The 24,665-nt window shown below is 61.0% G+C and carries 25 protein-coding genes; 18 read left to right on the top strand and 7 right to left on the bottom strand.

Features of this window, described 5'->3' with window-relative positions:
* Position 1 precedes the first annotated feature (1 nt).
* The 14 genes from AB4P92_RS04685 (at position 2) to AB4P92_RS04620 (ending at position 10,613) form a co-directional block, all read left to right on the top strand.
* Entirely contained in the window at positions 2–763 is a 762-nt protein-coding gene (locus tag AB4P92_RS04685) for a SurA N-terminal domain-containing protein (protein ID WP_395598985.1), read from the top strand.
* 221 nt (positions 764–984) lie between these two features.
* Entirely contained in the window at positions 985–1,518 is a 534-nt protein-coding gene (locus AB4P92_RS04680; protein WP_042559804.1) for a response regulator, read from the top strand.
* 83 nt (positions 1,519–1,601) lie between these two features.
* Complete coding sequence (locus AB4P92_RS04675) at positions 1,602–3,308, top strand: GspE/PulE family protein (RefSeq protein WP_047300533.1); 1,707 nt, start codon at positions 1,602–1,604, stop codon at positions 3,306–3,308.
* Positions 3,289–4,092, top strand: coding sequence for a hypothetical protein (locus AB4P92_RS04670; RefSeq protein WP_115146744.1), 804 nt, complete (start codon positions 3,289–3,291; stop codon positions 4,090–4,092). Before AB4P92_RS04675 ends, AB4P92_RS04670 begins: the two co-directional genes overlap by 20 nt.
* Before the next feature lies 1 nt (position 4,093).
* Complete coding sequence (locus AB4P92_RS04665; RefSeq protein ID WP_042559801.1) at positions 4,094–4,639, top strand: PilN domain-containing protein; 546 nt, start codon at positions 4,094–4,096, stop codon at positions 4,637–4,639.
* Positions 4,626–5,174, top strand: a complete 549-nt coding sequence (locus AB4P92_RS04660; protein WP_042559800.1) for a GspMb/PilO family protein — start codon at positions 4,626–4,628, stop codon at positions 5,172–5,174. The genes AB4P92_RS04665 and AB4P92_RS04660 overlap by 14 nt, the downstream gene beginning before the upstream one ends.
* On the top strand, positions 5,174–5,692 hold the full coding sequence (locus tag AB4P92_RS04655) for a hypothetical protein (RefSeq protein WP_115146746.1): 519 nt from the start codon (positions 5,174–5,176) through the stop codon (positions 5,690–5,692). Before AB4P92_RS04660 ends, AB4P92_RS04655 begins: the two co-directional genes overlap by 1 nt.
* Positions 5,689–7,536 carry a secretin N-terminal domain-containing protein gene (locus AB4P92_RS04650; protein WP_232391801.1) on the top strand — a complete coding sequence of 616 codons (1,848 nt, stop codon included), beginning with the start codon at positions 5,689–5,691 and terminating at the stop codon, positions 7,534–7,536. Before AB4P92_RS04655 ends, AB4P92_RS04650 begins: the two co-directional genes overlap by 4 nt.
* 2 nt (positions 7,537–7,538) lie before the next feature.
* A complete protein-coding gene (locus tag AB4P92_RS04645) occupies positions 7,539–8,012 on the top strand; it encodes a type II secretion system protein (protein ID WP_042559797.1) in 474 nt (157 codons plus the stop codon).
* 5 nt (positions 8,013–8,017) lie between these two features.
* Positions 8,018–8,392 (top strand): type II secretion system protein, encoded by a 375-nt coding sequence (locus AB4P92_RS04640; protein WP_007919395.1) that lies wholly within the window; start codon positions 8,018–8,020, stop codon positions 8,390–8,392.
* The gene (locus AB4P92_RS04635; protein WP_395598984.1) at positions 8,367–8,906 is read left to right on the top strand and encodes a type II secretion system protein; all 540 of its coding nucleotides are present in this window, start codon (positions 8,367–8,369) and stop codon (positions 8,904–8,906) included. The genes AB4P92_RS04640 and AB4P92_RS04635 overlap by 26 nt, the downstream gene beginning before the upstream one ends.
* Entirely contained in the window at positions 8,903–9,295 is a 393-nt protein-coding gene (gene csgE / locus AB4P92_RS04630) for a curli production assembly/transport protein CsgE (protein ID WP_047300537.1), read from the top strand. The genes AB4P92_RS04635 and csgE overlap by 4 nt, the downstream gene beginning before the upstream one ends.
* Complete coding sequence (locus AB4P92_RS04625; RefSeq protein WP_047300538.1) at positions 9,292–9,723, top strand: curli assembly protein CsgF; 432 nt, start codon at positions 9,292–9,294, stop codon at positions 9,721–9,723. The genes csgE and AB4P92_RS04625 overlap by 4 nt, the downstream gene beginning before the upstream one ends.
* A gap of 29 nt (positions 9,724–9,752) precedes the next feature.
* Positions 9,753–10,613, top strand: coding sequence for a CsgG/HfaB family protein (locus tag AB4P92_RS04620; protein WP_395598983.1), 861 nt, complete (start codon positions 9,753–9,755; stop codon positions 10,611–10,613).
* Positions 10,614–11,065: 452 nt separating this feature from the next.
* Here AB4P92_RS04620 and AB4P92_RS04615 read toward each other — a convergent pair whose 3' ends face one another.
* A complete protein-coding gene (locus AB4P92_RS04615; protein ID WP_155401137.1) occupies positions 11,066–11,338 on the bottom strand; it encodes a hypothetical protein in 273 nt (90 codons plus the stop codon).
* A 329-nt stretch (positions 11,339–11,667) separates the two neighbouring features.
* Here AB4P92_RS04615 and AB4P92_RS04610 point away from each other — a divergent pair, with 329 nt between their 5' ends.
* Entirely contained in the window at positions 11,668–12,045 is a 378-nt protein-coding gene (locus AB4P92_RS04610; RefSeq protein ID WP_395598982.1) for a DUF6124 family protein, read from the top strand.
* A gap of 173 nt (positions 12,046–12,218) precedes the next feature.
* Here AB4P92_RS04610 and AB4P92_RS04605 read toward each other — a convergent pair whose 3' ends face one another.
* The 6 genes from AB4P92_RS04605 to AB4P92_RS04580 all read right to left on the bottom strand — a co-directional run bounded on the left by AB4P92_RS04605 (position 12,219) and on the right by AB4P92_RS04580 (position 18,615).
* Positions 12,219–12,503: a type II toxin-antitoxin system RelE/ParE family toxin gene (locus AB4P92_RS04605; protein ID WP_261737116.1), complete on the bottom strand. Its 285-nt coding sequence runs from the start codon at positions 12,501–12,503 to the stop codon at positions 12,219–12,221.
* Positions 12,493–12,699 (bottom strand): antitoxin, encoded by a 207-nt coding sequence (locus AB4P92_RS04600; RefSeq protein ID WP_261737117.1) that lies wholly within the window; start codon positions 12,697–12,699, stop codon positions 12,493–12,495. Before AB4P92_RS04600 ends, AB4P92_RS04605 begins: the two co-directional genes overlap by 11 nt.
* Before the next feature lie 276 nt (positions 12,700–12,975).
* On the bottom strand, positions 12,976–14,427 hold the full coding sequence (locus tag AB4P92_RS04595) for a curlin (RefSeq protein ID WP_395598981.1): 1,452 nt from the start codon (positions 14,425–14,427) through the stop codon (positions 12,976–12,978).
* A gap of 28 nt (positions 14,428–14,455) precedes the next feature.
* A complete protein-coding gene (locus AB4P92_RS04590; protein ID WP_042559788.1) occupies positions 14,456–14,920 on the bottom strand; it encodes a curlin in 465 nt (154 codons plus the stop codon).
* An 81-nt stretch (positions 14,921–15,001) separates the two neighbouring features.
* Complete coding sequence (locus AB4P92_RS04585) at positions 15,002–17,233, bottom strand: Ig-like domain-containing protein (protein WP_395598980.1); 2,232 nt, start codon at positions 17,231–17,233, stop codon at positions 15,002–15,004.
* A gap of 35 nt (positions 17,234–17,268) precedes the next feature.
* Positions 17,269–18,615 carry a hypothetical protein gene (locus tag AB4P92_RS04580; protein ID WP_395598979.1) on the bottom strand — a complete coding sequence of 449 codons (1,347 nt, stop codon included), beginning with the start codon at positions 18,613–18,615 and terminating at the stop codon, positions 17,269–17,271.
* Positions 18,616–19,036: 421 nt separating this feature from the next.
* Here AB4P92_RS04580 and AB4P92_RS04575 point away from each other — a divergent pair, with 421 nt between their 5' ends.
* The 3 genes from AB4P92_RS04575 to AB4P92_RS04565 all read left to right on the top strand — a co-directional run bounded on the left by AB4P92_RS04575 (position 19,037) and on the right by AB4P92_RS04565 (position 24,635).
* Positions 19,037–20,485, top strand: coding sequence for a sensor histidine kinase (locus tag AB4P92_RS04575; protein WP_395598978.1), 1,449 nt, complete (start codon positions 19,037–19,039; stop codon positions 20,483–20,485).
* A 236-nt stretch (positions 20,486–20,721) separates the two neighbouring features.
* Positions 20,722–23,529, top strand: coding sequence for a multicopper oxidase domain-containing protein (locus AB4P92_RS04570; protein ID WP_395598977.1), 2,808 nt, complete (start codon positions 20,722–20,724; stop codon positions 23,527–23,529).
* A complete protein-coding gene (locus AB4P92_RS04565; protein WP_395598976.1) occupies positions 23,526–24,635 on the top strand; it encodes an SCO family protein in 1,110 nt (369 codons plus the stop codon). Before AB4P92_RS04570 ends, AB4P92_RS04565 begins: the two co-directional genes overlap by 4 nt.
* The last annotated feature ends 30 nt before the right edge of the window (positions 24,636–24,665 follow it).

The following is a 24,665-nucleotide window of genomic DNA, read 5'->3' as shown; positions in this document are numbered from 1 at the left end:
CATGAAGCTCAAGATGCTGTTATTAGTGCTGACATGCTGGTTGCCGATGGCGTTCGCCAGTAATGGTCCGGCGGCTGCGCGGGTCAATGGCGAAGAGATTTCCGAGTTTCGTCTTGAGCGATTTTTTGCCGAATACCTCGAGGATCAGGGCCGCGCGGTGGCGAGCATTCGCAGCCCCAGGGCCTATAAACAGCTGCGTCACGCCGCACTCGATGCGCTGATCGACAAGGAATTGCTCTGGCAGGAATCGCGCAAGCGCGGCCTGACAATCGATGACCAAAGGGTGCAGCAGCAAGTCGAGCAAACCCGCCAGGCCATCGGCGGTAACGAGCGATTCGTGCGGCGCTTGCAGGATGCCGGTTTCGATGAAGCCTCGTTCACCGAGTACACCCGCCGTGAGCTGGCCGCGCAGCAAATGTTCGCCCAACTGATCCGCGCCAACACTTTGCAGCCGCGGCACCTGCTGGTTCGGGTCGAGCCGCAAGCGGATGCCGCCACGGATGCGGCGGCGCGTCTACGCTTGATGAAGATGCGAGCTTTCATCATTGATGGCGCGATCTTCGCCAGTGATGCGGTACGTTCGCCATTCGGCTGGCATTTGATCTATGTGGCGAACCACTTGGAGGTGGGCGATGTCCCAGATTTGCAGGGACTTGATTCGGCTCGGGCGCAGCTCGCCCGGCAGCAACAGGCCCAGGCTCGTCGCCAGGTGCTCGCGCAATTACGGGCGCAGAACAGGATTGAACGAATTGACGACGATTGAAGGTTCCCCCCCAATAGTGGGGAATGGCTTCGATGCCCATTCAGGTGCTTCCCCGTTTCTGGGGAACGGGGTACCGGGACGAGCGGGCATTGTCATTAAATTCAAGGACATGAAGACTTAAATTTACCGGCACTCAGCCTGGCATGAACTGTGCGTTAGCCATTGTAAGGCGCACTTCAGCGGGTTCAGTTTTCGGACTTGCAGGTTTCAAGGAGTCGACCTTGGTTAACAAAGTACTGGTTGTCGAAGACGAACAGCTGCTTGCACAGAACCTGCAGGATTATCTGTCGGCGCAAGGGCTGGATGTCCGGATTGCACATGACGGCGCGACGGGTATCGGCCTGGCCGAGACGTTCGCTCCCCAAGTGTTGGTGTTCGATTACCGCTTGCCCGATATGGAAGGCTTTGAGGTGCTCGACGCGGTCCGCCAGAACAGGACGTGCCATTTTGTGCTGATAACGGGTCACCCGACCGCTGAAGTCTGTGAGCGGGCGCGGCAACTGGACGTCAGCCACATCCTGTTCAAACCGTTTCCATTGGCGGAACTGGCCCGAGCTGTCTGCGACCTTCTGGGCATCCAGCGCGAAGCGAAACCCGGTGCGAGCCCTTCGGAGGGCTTCGTCGAACGACGCCAGAGCAGGACCGAGAGCTTCCCGTTGCAGTTGTACGATGGCAGTTGGGTGCTGGCGGATCGCCGAAGAAACAGGTTGGCGACCCTGGCACCGGACGACGATCAAATGCTCACCGGGGAGTAATGGCGCGATAGACGTTCCGGCACTCGCCGCAATTGCCTCCCGCGCCGTCAGGGCCTCAAGCCCCGGGTGTTGGAGAGCAAGCCATGGATCGTCTGTCCGTTGTCGTCGAACCGCAGGTTGCGCAAAGCGTTGCATCCAGTTTTTCAAGTGAACAACTGTCCCAGGCCCGGGCGCGGGCCGCCGGTTCCGGCGAACGGGTGCTGGATGCGCTCGGCGTGCTCTGCGAACTGGCGCCGATGCCGTTCATTGATTGCCTCGGCGCGACCCTGCATTACCCGGTGCTCGACACCGACAGCCTGTTTGCCGCGACACCGGTATTTGACCGGGTCACCCTCGCACAATGCCTCAAGCGTGAATTCATCCTGCTGCGCCACAACGACGAAGTCATCGGTGTGTTCGCCGATCCCTTCGACCCGGCGCGGCTGGCCTGGATTGACGACTGCCTGCACGGCGCGCCGCTGTATCTGGTGCACGCCGACGACCTCAAGGCCTATCTGGCCCGTCACGAAGAAAGCTTCCACGCCGTCGAATCGCTGAATGCCCAGGGCGACACCCACAACGAAATCGACACCCTGCAAAGCCTGTCCCTGACCAGCATCAGCGAAGACGCCAGCAGCGTGGTGAAACTGGTCAACTCGACCCTCTACGACGCGCTGAAAATGCACGCCAGTGACATCCATCTCGGCACCACCGGCCACGGTCTGGTGATCAAATACCGCATCGACGGCGTGCTCAACAACATCAGCAAGGTTCAGGGTGCCGAGTTCGCCGAGCAGGTGATCTCGCGGGTCAAAGTCATGGCCGAACTGGATATTGGCGAGAAGCGCGTACCGCAGGACGGCCGTTTCAAGATCGGCATCAGTGGCCGGCAGATCGACTTTCGCGTGTCGATCATGCCGAGCATCTTTGGCGAAGACGCGGTGTTGCGGGTGCTCGACAAACAGGATCTGGCCGACAAGGTCTGCGGCGTGCAATTGCAGGCGCTGGGCTTTGAAGACGAAACGCTGCGCCAGCTCCGTCGTCTCGCCGCCGAACCCTACGGCATGGTGCTGGTGACCGGCCCCACCGGCAGCGGCAAGACCACCACGCTGTACGCGATGATCACCGAGATCAACCACGGTGTGGACAAGATCATCACCATCGAAGACCCGGTCGAATACCAGTTGCCCGGCGTCCTGCAGATTCCGGTCAACGAGAAAAAAGGCCTGACCTTCGCCCGTGGTCTGCGCTCGATCCTGCGTCACGACCCCGACAAGATCATGGTCGGTGAAATCCGCGACCCGGACACCGCACAGATTGCCGTGCAATCGGCACTCACCGGTCACCTGGTGTTCACCACCATCCACGCCAACAACGTGTTCGACGTGATTGGCCGCTTCACCCAAATGGAAATCGACCCCTACAGCCTGGTCTCGGCGCTCAACGCGATTCTTGCGCAACGCCTGATTCGACTGGTGTGCGCCAGTTGCAGCACGCCGGTCAACCCCAGCGATGAAGAACTGCGCGCTTCGGGCCTTGATCCACAAAAAGTCGATCACTACCACTTCGTCCACGGCAAAGGCTGCGGCCACTGCCGGGGCAGCGGTTACCGCGGGCGCACGGCGATTGCCGAGCTGCTGCACCTGGACGACGAACTGCGCCAGATGATCGTCGAGCGTCAACCGATTACCAAAATCAAAGCCCTGGCGTGTGCCCGTGGTTTGCGCCTGTTGCGCGAATCGGCGCTGGAGCTGGTGGAGCAAGGTCGGACCACGCTGGAGGAGATCAATCGTGTCACTTTTATCGCGTGATCAATTTGTCGCCGTGCTCGGCGCCAGCGGTGTCGGCCTGGGGCAGCGGCGGGGCAGCGACACCCTGTGGCTGGGCAGCGTCGGCTACATCGACGAAGGCTTCCAGAGCTACGCGGTGGCGCTGGATACTCTGGACCGTCTGCTCGGTGAGCATGCCCGCGCCGGTGCCGAGTTGAGCGTGGTGATTTCCAGCCACTTCTGCCGGTTCTGTCTGGTGCCGTGGAGCGCGCATATCAGTAGCCCTGAGGAACTGCGCGGCTTCGCACAACTGTGTTTCGAAGACCTGTTCGGCGCGCCGACGCAAACCTGGGGGTTAGTGCTGTCCGCCGAACCGGCAGGGTGCGACCGCATCGCCAGCGCCTTGCCGCAAGACTTGCTTGATCGCCTGCGGGCCTTGGTCAGCGGTCGCCGTCTGCGCCTGCATTCGGTGCAGCCGTATCTGATGACGGCGTTCAATCGTTTCGACAAAAGCCTTGAGGCCGGCGACTTTTTGTTCGTCGTTGCCGAACCGCAACGCAGCGTCCTGCTGCTGGCGCGGGAAGGCCGCTGGGCCGGTGTGCGTTCGGTGGGCGGCAGCGACAGCGACGCAGCGCTCAATGCCTTGATCGGCCGCGAACGGCAATTGCAGGCGTCGACCAGCGAACGCGCCTTCAACGTTTATCTGCATGCACCGGCGCGCCTTGATGCGCAGCCGCAAGTGGCGGGCGTGCAATTGCGCACCCTCGAAGACAACTCGATGACCGTGCGTGACGGCTTGTACGTCATGTCCCGGGCGGTGGCCTGACATGCGCGCCCTGAATCTCGACTTTCAGCCACGCCCACGTTCCGGCCCGTTGGGCTGGAGCCTGCTCGGCGGCGGTGTGTTGTTGGCGCTGCTGTGTCTGGGCGTGCAACAGCATCTCGATGCACAAGCCGAACAGCAGCAGGGGCACCTGCAAACCACCCAGCGCCAGCTCACCGGTGACAGCGTCGCCAAGACCAGTCTCAGCCCGGCTGAAACCCGCGAGCAAGCACAGAATCTCGCTGAAATGCGCAAGGTCTCGCAGCAGTTGCGCCGCCCTTGGGAGCGTCTGTTTGCGATGCTCGAAAGCATGCCGCGCGACGACATTGCCTTGCTGACCCTGACCCCGGATGCACGCAAGGGGCAAGTGCGGATCAGCGCTGAAGCGCGTGATCTGCCGGCGATGCTGGATTTCCATAAGCGCCTGGAGGCCAGTGACGAGCTGTCCGACGTGTCGTTGCTCAGCCATGAAATCGTCGTCAAATCGCCGGAACAACCGGTGCAGTTCAACCTGTCGGCGACTTGGGAGATTGGCGATGCGAATCCCTAGACTGATCGTTCACGAGTATCTGCAAGGCCTCGGCCTGCCGGGCCTGGCCGGGCTGGCGCTGGTATTGATCGCATTGGCCTGGGCACTGGGCGGCTTGCTGCCGGGCTGGCAATCGTTGCAGCACCTCAGCCAACAGACGCAGGAAGCCAGTGCCTACCTGGCCAAGGTCGAGGACGGCAGCATCGCGCCGCCGGTGGTGCCGCAACGCCAACTCGATGATTTTCGCAACAAACTGCCGGCGCAGCCCCAGGCCACCGTGGCCATCGACCGCATCTACGCCCTTGCGGCGCAAGAACACATCACCCTGGCGCGCGGTGAGTACGCCCTCGGCATCGATCCGAAAACCCATCTGGCGCGCTATCAGATCCTCTTGCCGGTGCGCGGCAGTTACCCGCAATTGCGCCGCTTCCTGCATGCCTTGCTCGGCCAGTTGCCGGCGGTGGTGGTGGAAGACGTCGAGTTTCAACGCAAGAAGATTGGCGACACCGACCTCAACGGCCGGATCCGTATGACCCTTTATCTGTCGAGGTCGTGATGAATACCAAGCGCGTGACGGGTTGGGTGGCGTTCTTCGGCGTGACGGCCGCGCTGGCCTGGTTGCCGGAATATTTTTCGCCGAGCGACGACGCGGATTCGACTGATGTTGCCGTGGCCACCCCAGCGAAAACCGCCGCCCGTGGCGCCTTGCCGGCCAGCACCACAAAGGCCAAAACAGCGGCCATCAAGGACCTGACCCCTGCGGGCGATCTGTTCGCCGGGAAATCGTGGAAGGCCGCGCCAACCCTGGCCACGGTCACCGAAACAGCCGTCAACCTTACACCCGTGGTGCAAGCCCCGAGCCTGCCACCGGTGCCGTTTCAGTTCGTTGGCAAGCTGCATGACCGCAGCGACCTGCAGGTGTTTTTGCAGAACGGCGAAAAAATCTACGTCGTGCGCAACGGGGATGTGATCGACGACACCTGGAAGATCACCGGTATTTCCGATCTGGAACTGAGTCTGGTCTACCTGCCTTTGCATTTGTCGCAGACCTTGTCTGTGGGGAGTACGCAATGAACCGATCCCGTTTGCTGATGAGCCTTGGCCTGTGTGCGGGGCTGACCGCGTGCAGCTCCGCGCAAGTGGCCAACAAGGAAGCCGCCGATCTGATTGAACAGGGGCAGTACGAAGCGGGTCTGGCGCGGGTCGAGGAAGGCTTGCGCGAGAACCCTCGGGATACCGAACTGCACCTGCTGCTCAACAGCGGCCGAGCCAAGGCAATCACCGCACTGCTGACCTCGGGCGACACCGACCGCTCACGCCGCGATTTCGTTTCGGCCCGCACGGCTTACAGCCGCGTGCTGACCATCGAGCCGAACAACCGCCGCGCCCAGGATGCGCTGCGTCAGCTCGAGTACCTGCGCAGCATGGACGAGAAGCTCGAACTGGCCCGGGGTGACCTGCGTCGCGGCGACATCTACGGCGCCGACCGCCAGGTCAAACAGATCCTCGAACTCGACCCGAAAAACGACGGCGCGCTGGAGCTGCAAGGCAACATTCGTCTGGTGCAGAGCCGCAACGTGATTGCCTATCCGCAACTGCGCACCAAGCTCGACCGGCCGGTGACCCTGGAGTTTCGCGACGCCAACCTCAAGACCATTTTCGAAGTGCTGTCGCAGGTCGCGGGGCTGAATTTCATCTTCGACAAAGACCTGCGTCCCGACATGAAAGCCACGATCTTCGTGCGTGACGTGCGCATCGAAGACGCGGTGACGCTGCTGCTGCAACAAAACCAGTTGCACCAGAAAGTGGTCAACGAAAATACCTTGCTGATCTACCCGGACTCGCCGCAGAAAGTGAAGGATTACCAGGAACTGGTAATGCGCACCTTCTACCTGACCAGCATTGATGCCAACACCGCACTGAACATGGTCAAGACCATGCTCAAGACCCGCGACGTGTTCATCGACGAACGCCTCAACACCCTGACCATGCGCGATAGCGAAGATGCCGTGCGCATGGCCGAAAAGCTTCTGCAATCACAAGACCAGTCCAACCCCGAAGTGGTGCTCGAAGTGGAGGTGATGGAAGTCGCCACCCAGCGCATTCTCGACCTTGGCCTGCAATGGCCCAACACTTTCGGTGTGGTCAACAGCGACGGCTCGGCGGTGACCCTGCTCGATCAGCTCAAGGGCATCAACTCCAGCCGCATCAGCATCTCGCCATCGCCGCAAGCCAAGATCAACGCGCAGGACAACGACATCAATACCCTGGCAAGCCCGGTGATCCGCGTCAGCAACCGTGAGCAGGCGCGTATCCACATCGGTCAGCGCGTGCCGATCATCAGCGCCACCTCGGTACCCTCGACTCAGGGCCCGGTGATCACCGAAAGCGTCACTTATCTGGATGTCGGTCTCAAGCTTGAAGTACAGCCAACCGTGCACCTGAATAACGAAGTGGCGATCAAAATTGCCCTCGAAGTGAGTAACGCCACGCCGTTGGAACCGACCCGCCAGGGCACGATTCCGGTGCAGGTCGATACCCGCAACGCGCAAACCACGCTGCGCCTGCACGACGGCGAAACACAGATCCTCGCGGGGCTGATGCGCAACGACCACGGCGCGACCGGCAACAAAATTCCGGGTCTGGGTGATATTCCGGGTCTGGGCCGTTTGTTCGGCAGCAACAAGGACACCGTCGGCAAGTCGGAACTGGTGCTGTCGATCACCCCACGGATCGTGCGCAACCTGCCATACCAGAGCCCGTCGGACATGGAGTTCTCCACCGGCACCGAAACCAGCATGCACATTCAGGCGCCGGATCGTTCGCAGAGCTACGTGATGCCGTCGCCTGCCGGGCAGCCGCGTGCAGTCGGTGAGTCGGCCGTGGCCACCACCCGTGTCACCGTCGAGAAGCCTTGATCATGAACGCCTCCCAGCGCGGTTTCACCCTGATCGAAGTCGTGGTGACGCTGGCCCTGATTGGCTTGCTGGCGAGCATGGCCGCACCGCTGACCGAGACCCTGGTGCGGCGTGGCAAGGAGCAGGAATTGCGCACCGCGCTGTATCAGATTCGCGACGGTATCGACGCCTACAAACGCGCATTCGATGCCGGTTACATCGAGAAGTCGCTGAACAGCAGCGGCTACCCGCCGAACCTGAAAGTACTGGTCGAAGGCGTGCGCGATGTGCGCAGTGCCAAAGGCGCCAAGTTCTACTTTCTGCGCCGTATCCCGCGTGATCCGCTGGTGCCGGCCAAACGTGATGACGAAGGGGGTTGGGGCATACGTGCCTACAACAGTTCGGCTCAAAATCCGCGCGATGGCGAGGACGTTTTCGACGTCTATTCCCACGCCCGCGGCAAGGGCCTCAACGGCATCGCCTACCGCGAGTGGTGAACCTCATGCGCCGCGAAAAAGGTTTTACCTTGCTGGAGCTGATGGTGGTGATGGCGATTATCGCCACGCTGATGACCATTGCGCTGCCGCGCTACTTCAACAGCCTTGAAGCGTCGAAGGAAACCACGCTGCGCCAAAGCCTGTCGGCGATGCGCGAAGCGCTGGATCACTTCTATGGCGACACCGGTCGCTATCCCGACTCCATCGAGCAGTTGATCGAACAACGTTACCTGCGCAACGCACCACTGGATCCGATCACCGAACGCAAAGACCAGTGGGTGCTGATCGCGCCACCGGACGGTGTGGCGGGCGGCGTGGCCGACATCAAGAGCGGTGCTACCGGGAGGGCGCGTGATGGCAGCCAGTATTCCGAGTGGTAATAACGCGCAGCAGGGCGGTTTCACCTACCTGGGCGTGCTGTTTCTGATCGTCGTGATGGGCATGGGCCTGGCCAGTGCCGGCGAATTGTGGTCGACCGCTTCGCGCCGCGATCGCGAGAAGCAATTGCTCTGGGTCGGCACCCAGTACGCCCAGGCGCTGCGCAGCTACTACCGCAGTTCGCCGGGGCTGGCGCAGTACCCGAAAGAGCTTGCTGACCTGCTCGACGATCAGCGTTTTCCCGAGGCCAGGCATCACCTGCGTCAGCTCTATCCGGATCCGATCGGCCAGGGCGAATGGGCATTGCAACGCGGTTTTGACGGGCGCATCACCGGTCTCAACAGCCCTTCGACAGAGGTGCCGATGAAGCAATCGGGCTTCCCCACGCAGTGGTCGGATTTCGAAGGCATGCAGCGTTATTCGGACTGGCAGTTCGTCGCTGAAAAAGCCTTCCTCGACGGCACCAGTGGCCCGGCCAAAGGGCAGTCGAGCCTGCCGCAGGCGTTGCAGCCATGACTCGTCAATGGTGGTGCGCGCTGGCCCTCGGCGTGGTGGCGTGCTGCGCCCAGGGTAGTGAAGAAGACGAATTGATGGGCTTCATCGTCGACGACACGATCTCGCACATCGGCCACGACTTTTATTACTCGTTCAGTGAACGCCTGCGCGACACCAGCCCGATGGATTTCAACCTGGTGGTGCGCGAGCGCCCCGACGCGCGCTGGGGCAGCCTGGTGACCGTGGAATATCAGCAACGCCTGGTGTATCGGCGCTTCCTGCCACCGAACACCGTGGAACTGAAGGAGGAGGCCTATGCGGCCGCCGACTGGGTTCGACGCCAGGTTGTCCAGCGCAAGCTGGAGGCACTGTTGCAGGACACCACCGACCTTGAGAAGGACGAATTATGAAAACCACAACGTTCTCACGGCGCAGCGGATTCTGGATCTCGGGGTTGTTGGTCGGCCTTGCCAGCGTTGTCGCCGCCCAGGCCACCGAGCTTGTCTACACGCCGGTCAATCCGTCGTTCGGCGGCAACCCGCTCAACGGCACCTGGCTGCTCAACAACGCCCAGGCACAAAACGATTACGACGATCCGGACCTCAAGAGCCGTTCGAGCGTGGCCGGCACTTCGGCGCTGGAGCGCTTCACCAGTCAATTGCAATCGCGACTGCTAGGGCAGTTGCTGGACAACATCTCCACCGGCAACACGGGGAGCCTGTCCACTGACTCTTTTATCGTCAACGTCATCGACGACTCCGGGGCACTGAGCATTGAAGTGACCGATCGAGTGACCGGTGAAATTTCGGAAATTCAGGTGAACGGCCTCAACCCATGACGGGATGACGGTTCCGGGGAGTGCTGGACATGAAAAAAATAATCGCGCTAGGGCTGATGTTGGCGACATTGCAAGGGTGCAGTCTGCGCGAGCCGATGTCGGCCGAGCAGGACACCGAAACCCCGACCCTGACACCACGGGCGTCAACCTACTATGACTTGCTGAAGATGCCGCGGCCCAAGGGTCGCTTGATGGCGGTGGTGTACGGTTTCCGTGATCAGACCGGGCAGTACAAGCCGACGCCTGCCAGTTCTTTTTCCACCAGCGTGACTCAGGGGGCGGCGTCGATGTTGATGGACGCGATGCAGGCCAGTGGCTGGTTTGTGGTGCTGGAGCGTGAGGGGCTGCAGAACCTGCTGACTGAACGCAAGATCATTCGCGCGTCGCAGAAGAAGCCCAATACCCCGGTGAATATTCAGGGTGAGCTGCCACCGTTGCAGGCGGCGAACATGATGCTTGAGGGCGGGATCATCGCTTATGACACGAACGTGCGTAGCGGTGGGGAAGGGGCGCGGTATCTGGGGATCGATATTTCCCGGGAGTATCGGGTGGATCAGGTGACCGTGAATCTGCGCGCGGTGGATGTGCGTAGCGGGCAGGTGTTGTCGAATGTGATGACCAGCAAGACGATTTATTCGGTGGCGCGCAGTGCCGGGGTGTTCAAGTTTATCGAGTTCAAGAAGTTGCTTGAGGCTGAGGTGGGTTACACGACTAACGAGCCGGCGCAGCTTTGTGTGTTGTCGGCGATTGAGGCGGCGGTGGGGCATATGGTGGCCCAGGGGATTGAGCGGCGGTTGTGGCAGGTGGCGGGGGATAGTTCTTCGCCTTCGCAGGATGATGTTTTGAATCGGTATTTGAGTCAGAACAAGGTTGATCCGGAGGCTGAGTGAACGTGGCGGCCTTCGGGCCGACCAGGTTCTTGCAGAGGTTGGCGGGGCAATGTCCCCAAAACCTGTGGGAGCTGGCTTGCCAGCGATGGCGGCCTTACAGCCGACCAATCTCTGGCAGATGTACCCAGTTCCAACTGTGGGAGCGAGCCTGCTCGCGAAGGCTTTTTGTCAGGTGGTGGGGTTCTTTCTGACTGAGTACATATCCATTCCTGCGGCAACGGCTGCCTAGGGTTTCGCCCTTACGGCGACTCACTTTTTTTACAAACGCCTAAAAAAAGTAAGCAAAAAAACGCTTGCCCCAACGTTCGGCCCGCTCGCTGGGGCTCGGGGTTCCTTCGTTCCGGGATCCATCCGGGCGCATCGTCTCCGGTTTGCTTCGCTGCACCTCCTCTCGATGTGTTTGGCTTCGCCAAACGGTCGCTGCGCTCCCACCCCCGGATAAATCCCTCCACTCAGCCTGCCGACGGGGCCGGTGGATCAAGATCAAAAGCTGCAGCCGAGCTAACGCTCATCCTGTTGAGTGGTGAGGAGCGGTAGCGGTGTGCGTTCTGTTTTTGTTTTTCTGTGGGAGCTGGCTTGCCAGCGATGGCGGCCGGACAGCCGACCAATTTCTTTGGGTTGTACGCATCCCTGTAGGAGCTGCCGCAGGCTGCGATCTTTTGATCTTGCTTTTGAAAAATCAAAAGATCGCAGCCTGCGGCAGCTCCTGCCTTTGCGTATTTCAATTCTGGATGTTTAACGGTGTTTCGAATTCGCGGAAGCTTCCCACAATGTTTTCAGGTTGTCCGTCGGACGTACGGTCTCTAGCCTGTGTTCGTCGCTGCCAAATCAGCGACCGGGATTGGAAACCCCGACGTGAACCGAGCGCATTAGCGCTTTTCATGACGTATGCTTGCGCACCTTTATTGTGTGCACTCCGTTATGGCGGCTGTGCGCGGGAGACCTTCGGGTCAACCGGGTTCTCCGTTCCCCGGGTTTCCAGCCTGCGTACAGCTGCCACCTATTCGTTCGGAAACCGGATGGGCCAGCTCCACTTCAGGATCGGAGATTCACCATGAAAAAACCAACACCCAACCCGCCAGAATCCGAAGCCACCCCCGACACCACTTCCCCCTACGCCTCAGTCGACAGCAAAAAACTCCATGAAGCCGCCGACCGTGCCCTCGATTTCTACCTCAATCCCACCGCCCACATCATGTCCAGCGCCAACGAGCCGGAACCCATGTACCTCGCCAACCCCAGGTACAACACCGAGTCTCTACTGGCCAACGCCAGCGAAACCCTCGGCTCGGCCAGTGAAATGCTCAACAACTTCGCCGCCTCGCTGCCTGCTTCACACCGAAAAACGGCCCTCGGTATCGCACAAGTCGTGATGCTGGGTGAGCTGGCGGTGAATCAAGCGCTGGATCACGTCGAGTTGAAGGATGGCTAATTAGATCGTTCCCACGCTCCACTTGGGAATGCAGCTCCTGAGGCTCTGCGTCAAATTCGCAATTTGGAACGCGGAGCGTCCCGAGAGGCATTCCCACGCAGAGCGTGGGAACGATCAAAAAACCGTACCTCCACGGGAAGCAAGGTTTCTTGTGTTGAGACGAGGATGCGATCTTAACCGGGGTCGCGTCGAGGGTACTCCTGACGCGCATGCAAGGTGCTCACAATCTCAATTTGCTCCGCCACTTGATAAACGACGAGATAGTTCGGGCTTACCACAATCTCTCGAGTGCCGGGAGAGCGGCCTTTGCGATACAGGTGTGGATGCCAACAAAGCGCAGACGTAGTTTTTACGACGGACTTGTGAAGTGCAGTCGCCGCTACAAAATTTCGCTCGCCAATGTACTTCAGGATTTTCGAGAGTTCGACCCGGGCCTTGGGTCGCCACTTAATCTGCATCAGCGCTTTTGCGCATTGATTCCATCAAGGTATTCATTTCCTCCATCACTTGCTCATGGGGAATACTCGGACGCGGATCATCGAGAGAGGCCTGTACTTCGGCCCGAAACCAACGGTCATAACTCGCAGCCTGCTCCTCGGGATCAAGATCCGAAACAACCGGGCACAGTGGGTCGATCAAGGGCGGGTCGATCATAGAACCTCCGGGTTTGGTACCTCGAAGTCTATTCGTTAATGGTATCGCTGTCGTCGCTGTCTGGATGAATTGCATGTAGGCCAAGCTCCATGAGGATCAAGTTGTCCCGGCAAATCCTAGAGCCTGCACTTCCGACGGCCAACCGCCAGAACTTGTCAGAAAACTCCCCGAATTTCTGAGAACGTTCCGTTTTCCGTAGGACGCAACTCAAACGTCAGCGCAAAAAAAACCGCGACCCCCTTCACCAGAGAATCGCGGCCCATCAACACCCAACCCCTACTGCTGCAACACACTCGCCTGGTTAGCCGACCCAAACTGCTGAATATTCGCCGTTTGCGTTACGCCACTCTGATCGACATTGGCAATGTTGCCCATCCCGCCTTGCGTTACATACGCCACGTTCATGGTGTCAGCCTGTTTGACCGTGATCATGTTGTCGCTGCCATACAGCTGCGCGGTGTACGCCTGGTTGCCGGTCCCGGACTGATCGAATTCTGCACTGTTGCCAGTGCCGTTCGACGAGCCCTGGATCAGGTTGGTGGTGCCGCGCTGATCGGAAATCAGGATGTTGTCGCTGCCGTTCTGATCAAAATACAGCTCGTTATAGGAATCAGCCTGTTTGACCGTGGTTTTGTTGCCAGTGCCGGTCTGGCTGGTGGTCATGATCTGGCCGACGCCATCCTGGGTGAAGTTGGCGATGTTGCCAGTGCCGGCCTGGGTGACGGTGGCGCGCTGGTTGCTGCCGAATTGGCCGCCGGATTGCGGGCCTTTCCAGTTGCTGGCGTAGACCTTGTTGTCGTTGCCCACGGAGGTGGCATTGAGCACGTGGCTGTCGCCGTTCTGGTAGGTGAAGTGCACGTTGCCGTTGCCGACTTGATACAGCGCCAGGGTCGAGTTGACTGACTCGAACTGGTCGGCATAGATCGCGTTGGTGTTGCCGATCTGGGTGACGGCGGCGTTGTTGTTTTCGCCGAAGCTTTGGTCGACCACGGTTTCGTTGCTGTCGCCGGATTGGTTGATGGTGGCTTGGCTGGCCAGTTGCGAGTCTTGCCAGACTTCGCTGCCGTTCATGTTGCCCAACTGGTTGACGGTGATGTTGTCGCCAGTGCCGTTGCGCTGGTCGGCGTAGACGTAGTTACTTTCGCCGGCCTGGTTGATGCCGATCTGCCCGCCGTTGTGGAGGACCTGCTCGGCGGTGCCGTAGTTGGCTGTGCCGTATTGGGTGATCACCGAACTGTTGCCACTGCCTTCATAGAGTTGTTCGATGTTGGCTTCGTTGCTGTCGCCGAACTGCAAGGTTTTGCCTTCGCTGCCGTTCTGCGAGTCCTGATAGACGAACGAGAAGTTGCCGGTGCCTTGCTGCTGTTGCAGCGCCTGGTTGCCGGCGCCGAAGCCGAGCGACTGGCTGGCGTGGCTGGTGTTGAACGCGCCGACCTGTTGCTGGGTGATCACACTGTTGTTTTCGAACAGTTGCTCGGCGTAACCGGCGTTGTAGTCACCGGCCGCGTCCTGAGTGATGACACTGGTGGCGGTGTCTTGCACGGCAGCAGCGTCGTTGCCCTGACCGAGTTGGGTCTGGGTAGCGCTGCTGAACGGGGCGCCGGTCTGCTTCACATCGGCGATGTTGGCGGTACCGGACTGGTTTTGAGTGGAGAGGCTGTCGTCGGCCATGGCCTGGGCACTGATCATGACCAGGATCGCGGCGGTGAGGGGCGTCAATTTGAACATGATGGAATCTCCAAAGGGTTGCAGTGCTTTAGCGGTATTGCTTGACCGAGACGCTCATGCCGTTGCCTGACTGGGTCACGGCGCTTTGCAGCCCCGCGCCCGCCTGCTCGATGCTGGCGTCGTTGTTGTTGCCGTTTTGCGAAATCTGCGCGCGGTTGTGGTTGCCGTTTTGCGTGATTGAGGCGGCATTGCCGTAACCGTTCTGAGTGATCAAAGCCATCAGGTCGCTGCCTTGTTGCAGGATGTACGCCTCCTGATTGCTGCCCGATTGCACGATCCGCCCGAGCAGCGACTGACCGTTCTGTTGCAGCAGGGCGACGTTGGCCTGGCCGATCTGCTCGATCAGGGCTTGCTGGCCCACGGGGGGTGGCAGTTCGCCGAGGTCGATGCTGGTGGGCGCGAGGTCATCGTTCTCCATTAGATCGTCGGCGCGTACACCCGCACTGGCGCACAAGGCGAGCAGGCAAAGCAGGGCGGCGGTCGGCGTGTTCATGGCGTTGTCCTGTGTGGATGTGGCCGAGCTTTTGCCCCACCCACCCGAAAGTGGGTGGGGCGCATGCCGGTATTAACGGAGCTAGAGCGTGTTCACCGAGACCGTGCGCACGGTGCCCTGGGATGAACGGATGGTCGCCGTCGGGTTAGCCGATGGCACTATCAACGTGTTGGCCAGCGTCAGCCGCCAGCGTCCGGTCACCGGTACCGTGGTCGTGCCCAGCGTTACCAGCCCGGTCGGGGTGGTGACCTGCACGGTGATGGTGTTGCCGGTGGTAACCGATGAGGTGCCCGTGAAGTCCCAGTTGAAGCGACCGCCGGACCGCGCCTGCACCGTCGATGCGGTGACCGCGAAGGTCTCTGTCGCTGGTCGTGGCGACACTTGCACGGTGACGGCCGCCGGGGTCGACAGGGCGCCGAAGCTGTCCCGGGCGATGTAGGTGAACGTCGTGGTGAATGCTGTGGTCACGGTGGCCGGTGGGGTGTAGTTGATCACCGTGCCGTCGGTGTTGACCGTGCCGCGGCCGACAGCCGGTTGGGTCAGGCTGTTGACCGCAAGCGGTACGTTGCCCTCCGGATCGGTGTCGTTGGCCAGCACGTTGATCGGGATCGCTACGCCCAGTGTGGCGACGCTGTCGGCGACGGCGGTTGGTGCCCGGTTTGGCGCGACGGTAATCGTCACGGTCGCCGGGTTGGCCGAAGCCAGGCCTTTGGCGTCCTGCGCTTTGTAGGTGAAGGTTGTGGTCAGTGGCACGTTCACCACGGCTGGCGGGGTGTAGACCACGGCCGCAGAACCGCTGAGGGCGACGGTGCCTTGGCCTGCGGCGGGTTGGGTCAACGCGGTGATACCCAGTGGAGTGTCGCCGTCAGGATCGCTGTCGTTGGTCAACAGGCTGAGGGTAATCGGTACACCGAAGGTGGTGCTGCCGGTGTCGGCGTTGGTGATCGGCGCCTGGTTTTCACCGGTGTCCGGCGCGGTGCCGACGACAACAACCGCCTCGCTATCGCTGCCGCCGGCGGCGGATTTTACCGTCACGGTAGCCGGTGGCTGAGTCAGGTCGGCGACGGTGATCCGTTGCAGGGTGCCGGTTTTCGACAGGCGTCCGTAACCCTGGGCAACCATGTCTGGCACTGCGACTTCATCGGTCGAAGTGGCTTCGATCAGCAGGCTGTGGTTGGCCCAGTTGTAGCGCGCGGTCTGTATTTTCACCACGTCGGTGAGCTTGGCCGATACGGCGGTTGGACGTGTGGTGCCGGTCGGGTTGGTCGCGGTCACGACGATGACTGGCGGCACAGTCCCGCTGCCCAGACGTTGGCCGAAGAACAGTCCATTGTTGTCGCCCAGCATATCGGTCTGGCACGGTGTCTGCGGTGGGCCGGGCAGCAGCGCAACGCTTTCGCGAAAACACAGGGTCGAACTGTTATCCGCTTTGGCGAATACTTCGGCACGCACGCCAGCGGCGGTGCGGCGATAGGTGGCGCGGTCGATTTCGACCTGGGTTTGCTGGCGGTTGTCGAGCACCTTGCCAGACAGGCTGAACACACTGGACTGGATGGTCCCGGCCGGCCCGGTGATGCGCACGAAGTTGGTGTTGAACGGGCTGCCGGTCACCGCTTCATTGAGGTTCGGGTCGCCGACGTAGGTTTCGGTGGCGCCGGTGTCCGGGTTGACCTCGGTGTAAGGGCCGTTGACGCTGCGCAGGAACGGCCCGATCGCGCCGGTGAGTGCACCGCTGAAGTTGCCCGGCGCACCAATGCCGATGTCACGGGTGATGTTGATCGCACGTCGACCGGGTGTGGTGACGTTGACCGTTTCCACGCCATACGGGTGGGTGATGGTGTAGGTACCGGCGCTGGGCACCGAGACCCGAATGCGGATCCGCGCGAAGCTTGCCTGATCACCGTCAATCGGATTCTCCGAGGCAAACGCCGCTTCTATCCCGGCCACGTACGCTTCCAGCTCATAGCCGCTGTTGCCGATCTGCGGGATCGTCGTTTCCGCCAGGAACCAGAAAGCTTCCGGCGGCCAGTTGTCAGGGAAAATCATCGGCTGGGCGTCGTCGTAGATGCCCGCCTCGGCCAGCAGAATGCACATGTAGGCCGGTGGCACGCTGGCCGGCACCCTCGAACTGGCGGCGCGCGACTGACAGAGTTCCATCGACAGTTGATTGTTGTCCTGATACCACATCGGGAATTTCCCGGTGGCGAAGGTGTAGGGGCCGGGATCGACGGCGGCGAGTTGCGCGTAGGCACTGCCGGTCAGCGAGAGAGTCAGCCCGAGCGCGTTGAGCGCGAAGCGTGGCCACTTGTTCATGATGCCTCCTGATACGGATCTGGGCATGTGAGCGTTCATTGCACGATGACCACTTCTTCGGTATCGCTGCCGCCGTTGGACGACGTCACCAAAACCTTGGCTGGTGGTATCGGCGAGATCCCGGTGGCCAGGGTTTTCACCGCGCCGTCGCCGCCCAGCGCACCGATGGCGGCGCCACTGCCGGAGGAGGCGGTGAGTACGGGGGGCGAGGTTTCGTCACTGGTCGAGGCCACCACGGTCAGTTGCCCGGAGCTCAGGCTGTACTGGGCGCTCTGGATAATCACCAGATCGGTCAGGACCATCGGCAGGGTGGTCGGCGTGCTGCTGGCGATCGCCAGATGGTTGTCGGCGGTCACTTGCAACGTGGTCGGCAAGGTCGGGTTGACCGAGGACTGCGCGTACCAACTGCCGGTGCTGTTGGCTTCGGTCATGTTCAGCACTGGGGTGCTGCTGGTGATTGCTGCGGTGCCGGGCGCAGGCGGCGCGAGGACGAACACGTCTTGCTGGGCCTCAGGCGTGCTTTCACCGGCCTTGCGCGAGTAGGTGCTGCGCTGCGTGATCATTGGCGTTGGTCGCACGACGGTCGACAACTTGCCGGAGACCGCAAACGTGGTCGTGCGCAAATCCAGACCGTTAGGGCCTTCGATCCGTACGTAGTTGGTGTTGAACGGACTGCCGGTGACCGGCTCGCTGAGGTTCGGGTCGCCAATGAATTGTTCGGCGGCGCCGGTCAGCGGATTGGTCTCGGTGTACGGCCCGTTGACGCTGCGCAGGAACGGCCCGATGTCACCCTTGAGGGCGCCGTCGTAGGTTTGAGGGGTGCCGATGCCGATGTCGCGGGTCATGTTGATCGCGCGCCGGCCGGGTGTGTCGATGTTGAACACTTCGACGCCGTAGGGGTGGGTGATCACGTAGGTGCCGGCGGTCGGCACATCGACCCGAATGCGCACGCGCGCGAAGCTGACCTGATCGCCTTCGACCGGCTCTTCGGCGGCAAACGCGGCTTCGATGGCGCTCACGTAACCGAGGTCGATCCCGCGTGCCGCATCGACCAGTGCAGTTTCGCCAGTGAACCAGAACGCTTCATCGGGGAAGTTGGTGGGGAAAACGATTGGCTGCGCGTCGTCGAACACACCGGGGGTCGGCAGCAGCGAGCACATGTACGAAGGCGCGCCAGGTGCGCTGGGCACTCGCGAGCTAAGCGCTTTGGACAGGCACAAATCGAGCGTGCGACCGTGGGAGTCCTGATACCAGCTGGCGAAACCACCGTTGGCCGGGGTGTAGGGGCCGGGGTCAACAGCAAACAACGCGGCCTGGGCGATGCCCTGAGCCAAGGCGCTCACGACCAGGACGGTCGCGGTTTTGGACAGTAAAGGGTGCATGAGTTAAGCCCTCTATCAAAGTACCTGCCCCTTGGGGGTGGGTCAGTTGCAGAGGGCCTGTACACCTTCCATGCCAAGGTCTGGCGAATGGGCTTGAAAGGCCCGGTTTAGGAGGGTTATGGCGCTTGGAAGCCTGGCAGGGGACCGGGCTGTATAGGGCGTCAGTCCCCAGCATTGGGGCCGGTGGGGATCAATGCCGAAGGCCAGCCGAATGCAAACCCTGTGGGAGCCTGGCTTGCCAGCGATAGCGGACTTCCAGCCCCGAATATGTCGCCATACGCACCGCCATCGCTGGCAAGCCAGCTCCCACAGGGCCTTGTGGTGTTTGGGCCATCAGCGCAAGCAGGCGCGTGGCCCCGCATTCGGGCAAACACCCAACCGTGGGCTATAACCCTATAGGGAAGTTTCGGGAAGTCGCGCCATGAACATGCAGTCGAAATCACTTCCAGTCGATGAGAGCAGCCTGCGGCCAGGCCCGCGAACGAAGCCGTTCAATCTGTTGCGCTGGTTTTCGTTGATCAGCATGGCGGTGATCGGCACGGTCGCGGTGGCGCTCGGTGCGGTGTCGACACGATTTGTGATTGAGGAAAGCGTGCAGCGCGATGCGTTGCTCACGGCGCAGTTCATTCAGGCCATCGCTTCGGCCGAGGTACGCCACGTTTCGATTCCCAATGTGCGGACCATGGGCGAGCTGCTTGATCCGCTACAGGACAAGGATTTTCCCGACGTCAACCCGCAAGCGCGGGCTGATGCGCGAGGCGAGTTTCTTGATCACATCAAGCATTTGCCTGACGTGATCCTCGCCAATATCTACTCGCTCGACCGGCGAGTGATCTGGTCAACCAACCCCGAGCTGATCGGCACCAGCATTCACGCCGACGAAGACCTCGATCGGGCCTTCAATCAAAAGATTCCGGTGTCGGCCAGCTATCACGGCGTCGAAGAGGACCGCGCCGAGCAGAAATTCGTCGTGCCGCCGCAATACATCTTCATCGAGAACTACATCCCGTTGTTCGACGCCGAAGGCAAGAACGTCACGGCGATGGTCGAGATCTACAAGGAACCCAAAGACCTGATCGCGCGCATGGAGCGCGGCATGGTCCTGATCTGGCTGGCCACGGCCCTTGGCGGCGGACTGATTTACCTGGGCTTGTACTGGATTGTGCGGCGCGCGGCGATATTGTTGGCGGCGCAGCAAAAGCAACTGATTGCCAACGAAACATTTGTTGCGCTGGGCGAGATGTCCTCGGCAGTGGCGCACAGTCTGCGAAACCCCTTGGCGACCATCCGCTCGAGTGCCGAGCTGGCGCTGGAGTTCGATGCCGGGCCGGCGGAGAAAAACATCAAGGACATCATCGGCCAGGTTGACCGCATGTCGAAATGGGTGAGGGAGCTGCTGCAATCCCTGCGGCCGCTCAACGATGATCCGGAGCCGGTAAACCTGGTGGCGGCCGTGCATGAAAGTCTGGTCACCTTCGAGCAACAGATTGCCAAAAACCAGGTACAGGTGGCGTTTCGTCCGCAGAACACGCCGATGGTCCTCAGCCAGCCGGTGCAACTGACGCAGATCCTCAATAGCCTGCTGGCCAATGCCCTGGAAGCGATGGACAAGGGCGGCACGCTGACCATCAGCCTTGAGCCGGTCGACAACCGCAGCGTCAGCGTGGTGCTCAGCGACACGGGCAAAGGCATGAGCGAAGAGCAACGGACCATGGCCTTCCGGCCGTTTTTCACTACCAAACAGGGCGGGCTCGGCGTTGGCCTGGTGCTGGTCAAACGGATCATGGAGCGCTATGGCGGTGGTGTGACCCTCGACAGCCGCGAAGGCGAGGGCACCTCCGTGCGTCTGGCCTTTCAACGCGTCCCCTGACGACAACTTTCCCGTAGAGGGGCTGCCTAAGGCTCGGGCCGTGTTCGGCAGCGGCTGCACAGGTTTATAGACGCCGCAATAATTTATGAACTTCCCCCATCAATGGGTGTCAAGCCCCAGTCGCCGGGGAGTGGGGAATACCCCAGCGCTTCCAAATGCCTGTTACAACTGGAAATAATTTATTGGCGCAGTAGTTGCAAAACACCATCACCCCTTCCCGAATGAGGCGGCTGGTGATGGACAGAACGACGCGCTACCCCGACAAGCTGTTCCTGCTGACGCCGTTGAGCGTCTTCCTGATGTTGACCCTGGGCCATGTCGGTGGACTTGGAGCGAGTCAGATTGATGACGAAAACCAGCCCGAGCCTTCCGACCCTTCGTCTTATTATGACGAGCCTGAAGACCGCGCCGGCGCCCTCAACAATCTGCTGACCCTGCCCGAGGCCAACGAAGACTCCTTCGATCTGCCCGACGGCGTCAAAGGTTCACGGGACACGCCGCGCGCGGAAAACATCCTGCCGCCCACCGTGCAAACCAGTTTCAACTACCCCACCAACGGCAAGCCGAGCCCGCTTTACGGTGCGCAGCCGTTTACTCAGCAACTGGTGTTGTTCGAAGAGTTCGGCCCGGAAAAACTCGATCCGACCACCCCGGCTGCGCCGCTCGGCTTTCCGCCGGCAGCGATTGGCCCGGCACCGGCGCAGGATCCGAACAACATCGCGCGCAGTGCGCCACCCGGCATCGCACTCGACGCGTTCTTGCGCCAACCGGGGCTGACACCGTTTCCCAGCCAGTTCGCCAACGTGATCGACCGCAATCCGTGGCAGGCGCAGATCGAAGTATTCCTCAACCGCCATATCGGTTCGTCCGCCGAAGGCCGGCCACCGGGCAAAGGCTGGTCCCACCAGCGCTGGAACGAGTTCTACCCGCAAGTCGCCTACAAAACCGTGCAGACCGGTGCGCGCCTCAACGGCGGCCTGCGTGACAGTCGACAAATGCACGGTTACGCCGTGGGCGAATTCGGCCCCGGTGGCCTGTATCACAACGTCGCCGGCGTAGCGCTGACCGATGGCACCGCCAAAGGCGTCGACCCGCGTTTCCACCCGGCCATGCCCGCGCAAAACCACAACTCGGTCTGGACGTTCGACGGCACGCTGCCGCCCAAACTGTTGATGGTGCGTTACGGCCAACCGGTGCTGATGCGTCACTACAACGGCTTGCCGATCGACCCTTCGGCGAACCGTGGTTTTGGTCTGCACACCATCAGCACCCACGAACACAACGGCCATGCACCAGCGGAAAGCGACGGCTATGCCAACGCGTTTTTCTTTCCCGGCCAGTTCTACGACTATCGCTGGCCGATCCAGCTCGCCGGTTACGACAGCATCAACACCAAGGCTGAAGACCCGCGCGCAGCGTTCCCCTGCGCACCGGGCGAAACCCTGTGGGTCAACGACCTGCAACCAGGGAAAAAGACCTGCGACCACGGCACCATCAAGATCCGTGGTGACTGGCGCGAAACCATGAGCACCCACTGGTTCCACGATCACATGCTCGATTTCACCGCGCAGAACGTCTACAAGGGCAACGCGGCGATGATGAACTACTACAGCGCGCTCGATCGCGGCAACGAATCGGTGAACGATGGGGTCAACCTGCGCCTGCCCAGCGGCAGCGCCTTGCCGTGGGGCAACCGCGACTACGACGTCAACCTGGTGTTCGCCGACAAGGCCTGGGATCAGCAAGGTCAGTTGTGGTTCAACCCGTTCAACACTGACGGCTTCATCGGTGATCAGATGCTGGTCAACTGGCAGTGGAAACCGGCCCTCGACGTGCGTGCGCGCAGCTATCGCCTGCGCATCCTCAACGGCTCGGTGTCGCGCTACTTCAAACTCGCGCTGGTGCGCGAAATCAAGGGCACCAGCGGCGAATACCCAGGGCCGAAAAACACCGGTGTTTCCTATAGCCGCGTGCCGTTTCACATGATCGCCAACGACGGCAACATCATGGAGCACAGCGTGCCGTTCGACGGCTCGATGGATCTGGACGCCGATGGCGACAAACAGAACCACAACGCGATTCTGCCGACCCAGGGCATCGCCGAGCGCTTCGACATCATCGTCAACTTCGGCAAAAACGGTATCAAGCCCGGCGACAAGCTGTTCTTCGTCAACCTGCAGGCGCACGACGACGGCAAAGGTCCCAAAGAAGTGGTCCCGCTGGCCGACGTGCTCTCCGAGAAATATCTGGCAGTGATCAAGCAGACCAGCAAAGGCCCGCAGTGGGACAAAGGCGATCCGGCGGTGGGCAAAGTCTTGCAGTTCAACGTCAAGGCGTTCACTGGTCAGGATCTGGCCATGGACCCGGCAGCTTACGAACCGGCCAAACCGGGCAAGGCCGAAGGCATGGTGATGATCCCGCTGAAGATCCACCGCGACAACGCGGCCGACAAGGCGCTGCTGGCCAATGCCCGTCACCGCACCTTCACGTTCGGCCGTACCGATGGCACCGATCTGGCGCCGTGGACGGTCAAGACCGATGGCGGTTTCGGCTTCCACATGGACCCGCGCCGACTCAACGCCTCGACCAAACTGGCCAGCGGCCCGACCGATGCCGGTGTAGCCGGGTTCGGCACCCTCGAGGTGTGGAACATCAAGGCTGGCGGCAAGGGGTGGAGCCATCCGGTGCACGTGCATTTCGAGGAGGGGATCATCCTCAGTCGGGGCGGTAAAGCCCCGCCGGAATGGGAAAAATGGGCACGCAAGGACGTCTATCGCATCGGTTCGGAAAACGACGGGCTGGACAGCGTGGAGATGGCGATCAACTTCCGCGAATTTGCCGGGACGTACATGGAGCACTGTCACAACACGCAACACGAGGACAACTCGATGCTGCTGCGTTGGGACCTGGAAAAACCCGGTCAACTGCAACTGATGCCGACCCCACTGCCGAGCTGGGATGGCGTGCGCTACGTCAACTCCGCCGCGCTGCCGACCTTCCGCACTGGCGACGGCTTCGGCCCGCAAGTGGTGGTCAAGCCATGAACCGCCGGCACGGTGACAGCCAACCGGTGCATACCCCGCGCTCCCGGGCGCTGGGCATGCACCTGGTGCTGGTGCTGGTGCTGGTGGCCTGCGTGCTCGGCAGCCGCGTGCTGCTCGCGCATCAGGCCAGCGTCGACGCAATGGCAGCGACCAGCGAATCCGCCACCCCATGGGGTGGCGACTATTTCCCCAATACCCTGCTGACCGATCAGGACGGTCAGCAGGTGCATTTTTTCGATGACCTGATCAAAGACAAAGTGGTGGTGATCAATTTTATCTTCACCTCGTGCAGCGACTCCTGCCCACTGGAAACCGCACGTTTGCGCCAGGTGCAGCAACTGCTGGGAGAGCGGGTCGGACAGGACATCTTCTTTTACTCGATCAGCATCGACCCGCTCAGCGATACGCCCGAAGTGCTCAAGGCCTACGCTCAACGATTCAAGGTCGGGCCTGGCTGGAAGTTTCTCACCGGCGAGTTCACCGATGTCACCCAATTGCGCAAAAAACTCGGGCTGTTCATCGACGGCGTCGACAACGGCCGTGCCAAGGATCACAACCTGAGTCTGATCGTCGGCAACCAGACCACCGGGCGCTGGATGAAAGCCTCGCCTTTTGAAAACCCGTGGATTCTCGCCGATCAACTGGCCAACACCTTGCAGAACTGGAAGCAGGCCAGCGTCGAACAAAGTTACGCCGATGCGCCACAAATCCGCCCGCCGAGCAGCGGCGAAGAACTGTTCCGCACCCGCTGCGCTTCCTGTCATAGCCTCGGCCCACAGGATGGCGAGGGCATCGGCATGCGCAATATCGGCCCGGATCTGCTCGGCGTGACCCGTCAGCGTGACCCGGTCTGGCTCAATCGCTGGATCCGCGAACCGGATCGGATGCTGGCGGAGAAAGACCCGATAGCCCTGCAACTGTTCGAACAATACCAGCGTATTTCGATGCCTAACCTGCGCCTGGACGAGCTGTCGGCGCAGTCGATCATTGATTATCTGGATGACGAAACCGAGCGTCAGCACTCCACCGTTCATCCGATCGCCGACGGTGTGTCAACGCCTGTAAAGCCAGGTTCCTCAGGCGCAACGGTGAGCCGTATGCAATAGCGGCAAATTAGCATCATTGAACCGTGTGTT

Origin of the sequence: Pseudomonas sp. A0308 (genome assembly GCF_044218815.1) — a bacterium.
GTDB classification, from domain to species: domain Bacteria; phylum Pseudomonadota; class Gammaproteobacteria; order Pseudomonadales; family Pseudomonadaceae; genus Aquipseudomonas; species Aquipseudomonas iridis.
Note: the sequence above shows the minus strand (reverse complement) of the source record. Positions and strands in the feature narration are given on the sequence as shown.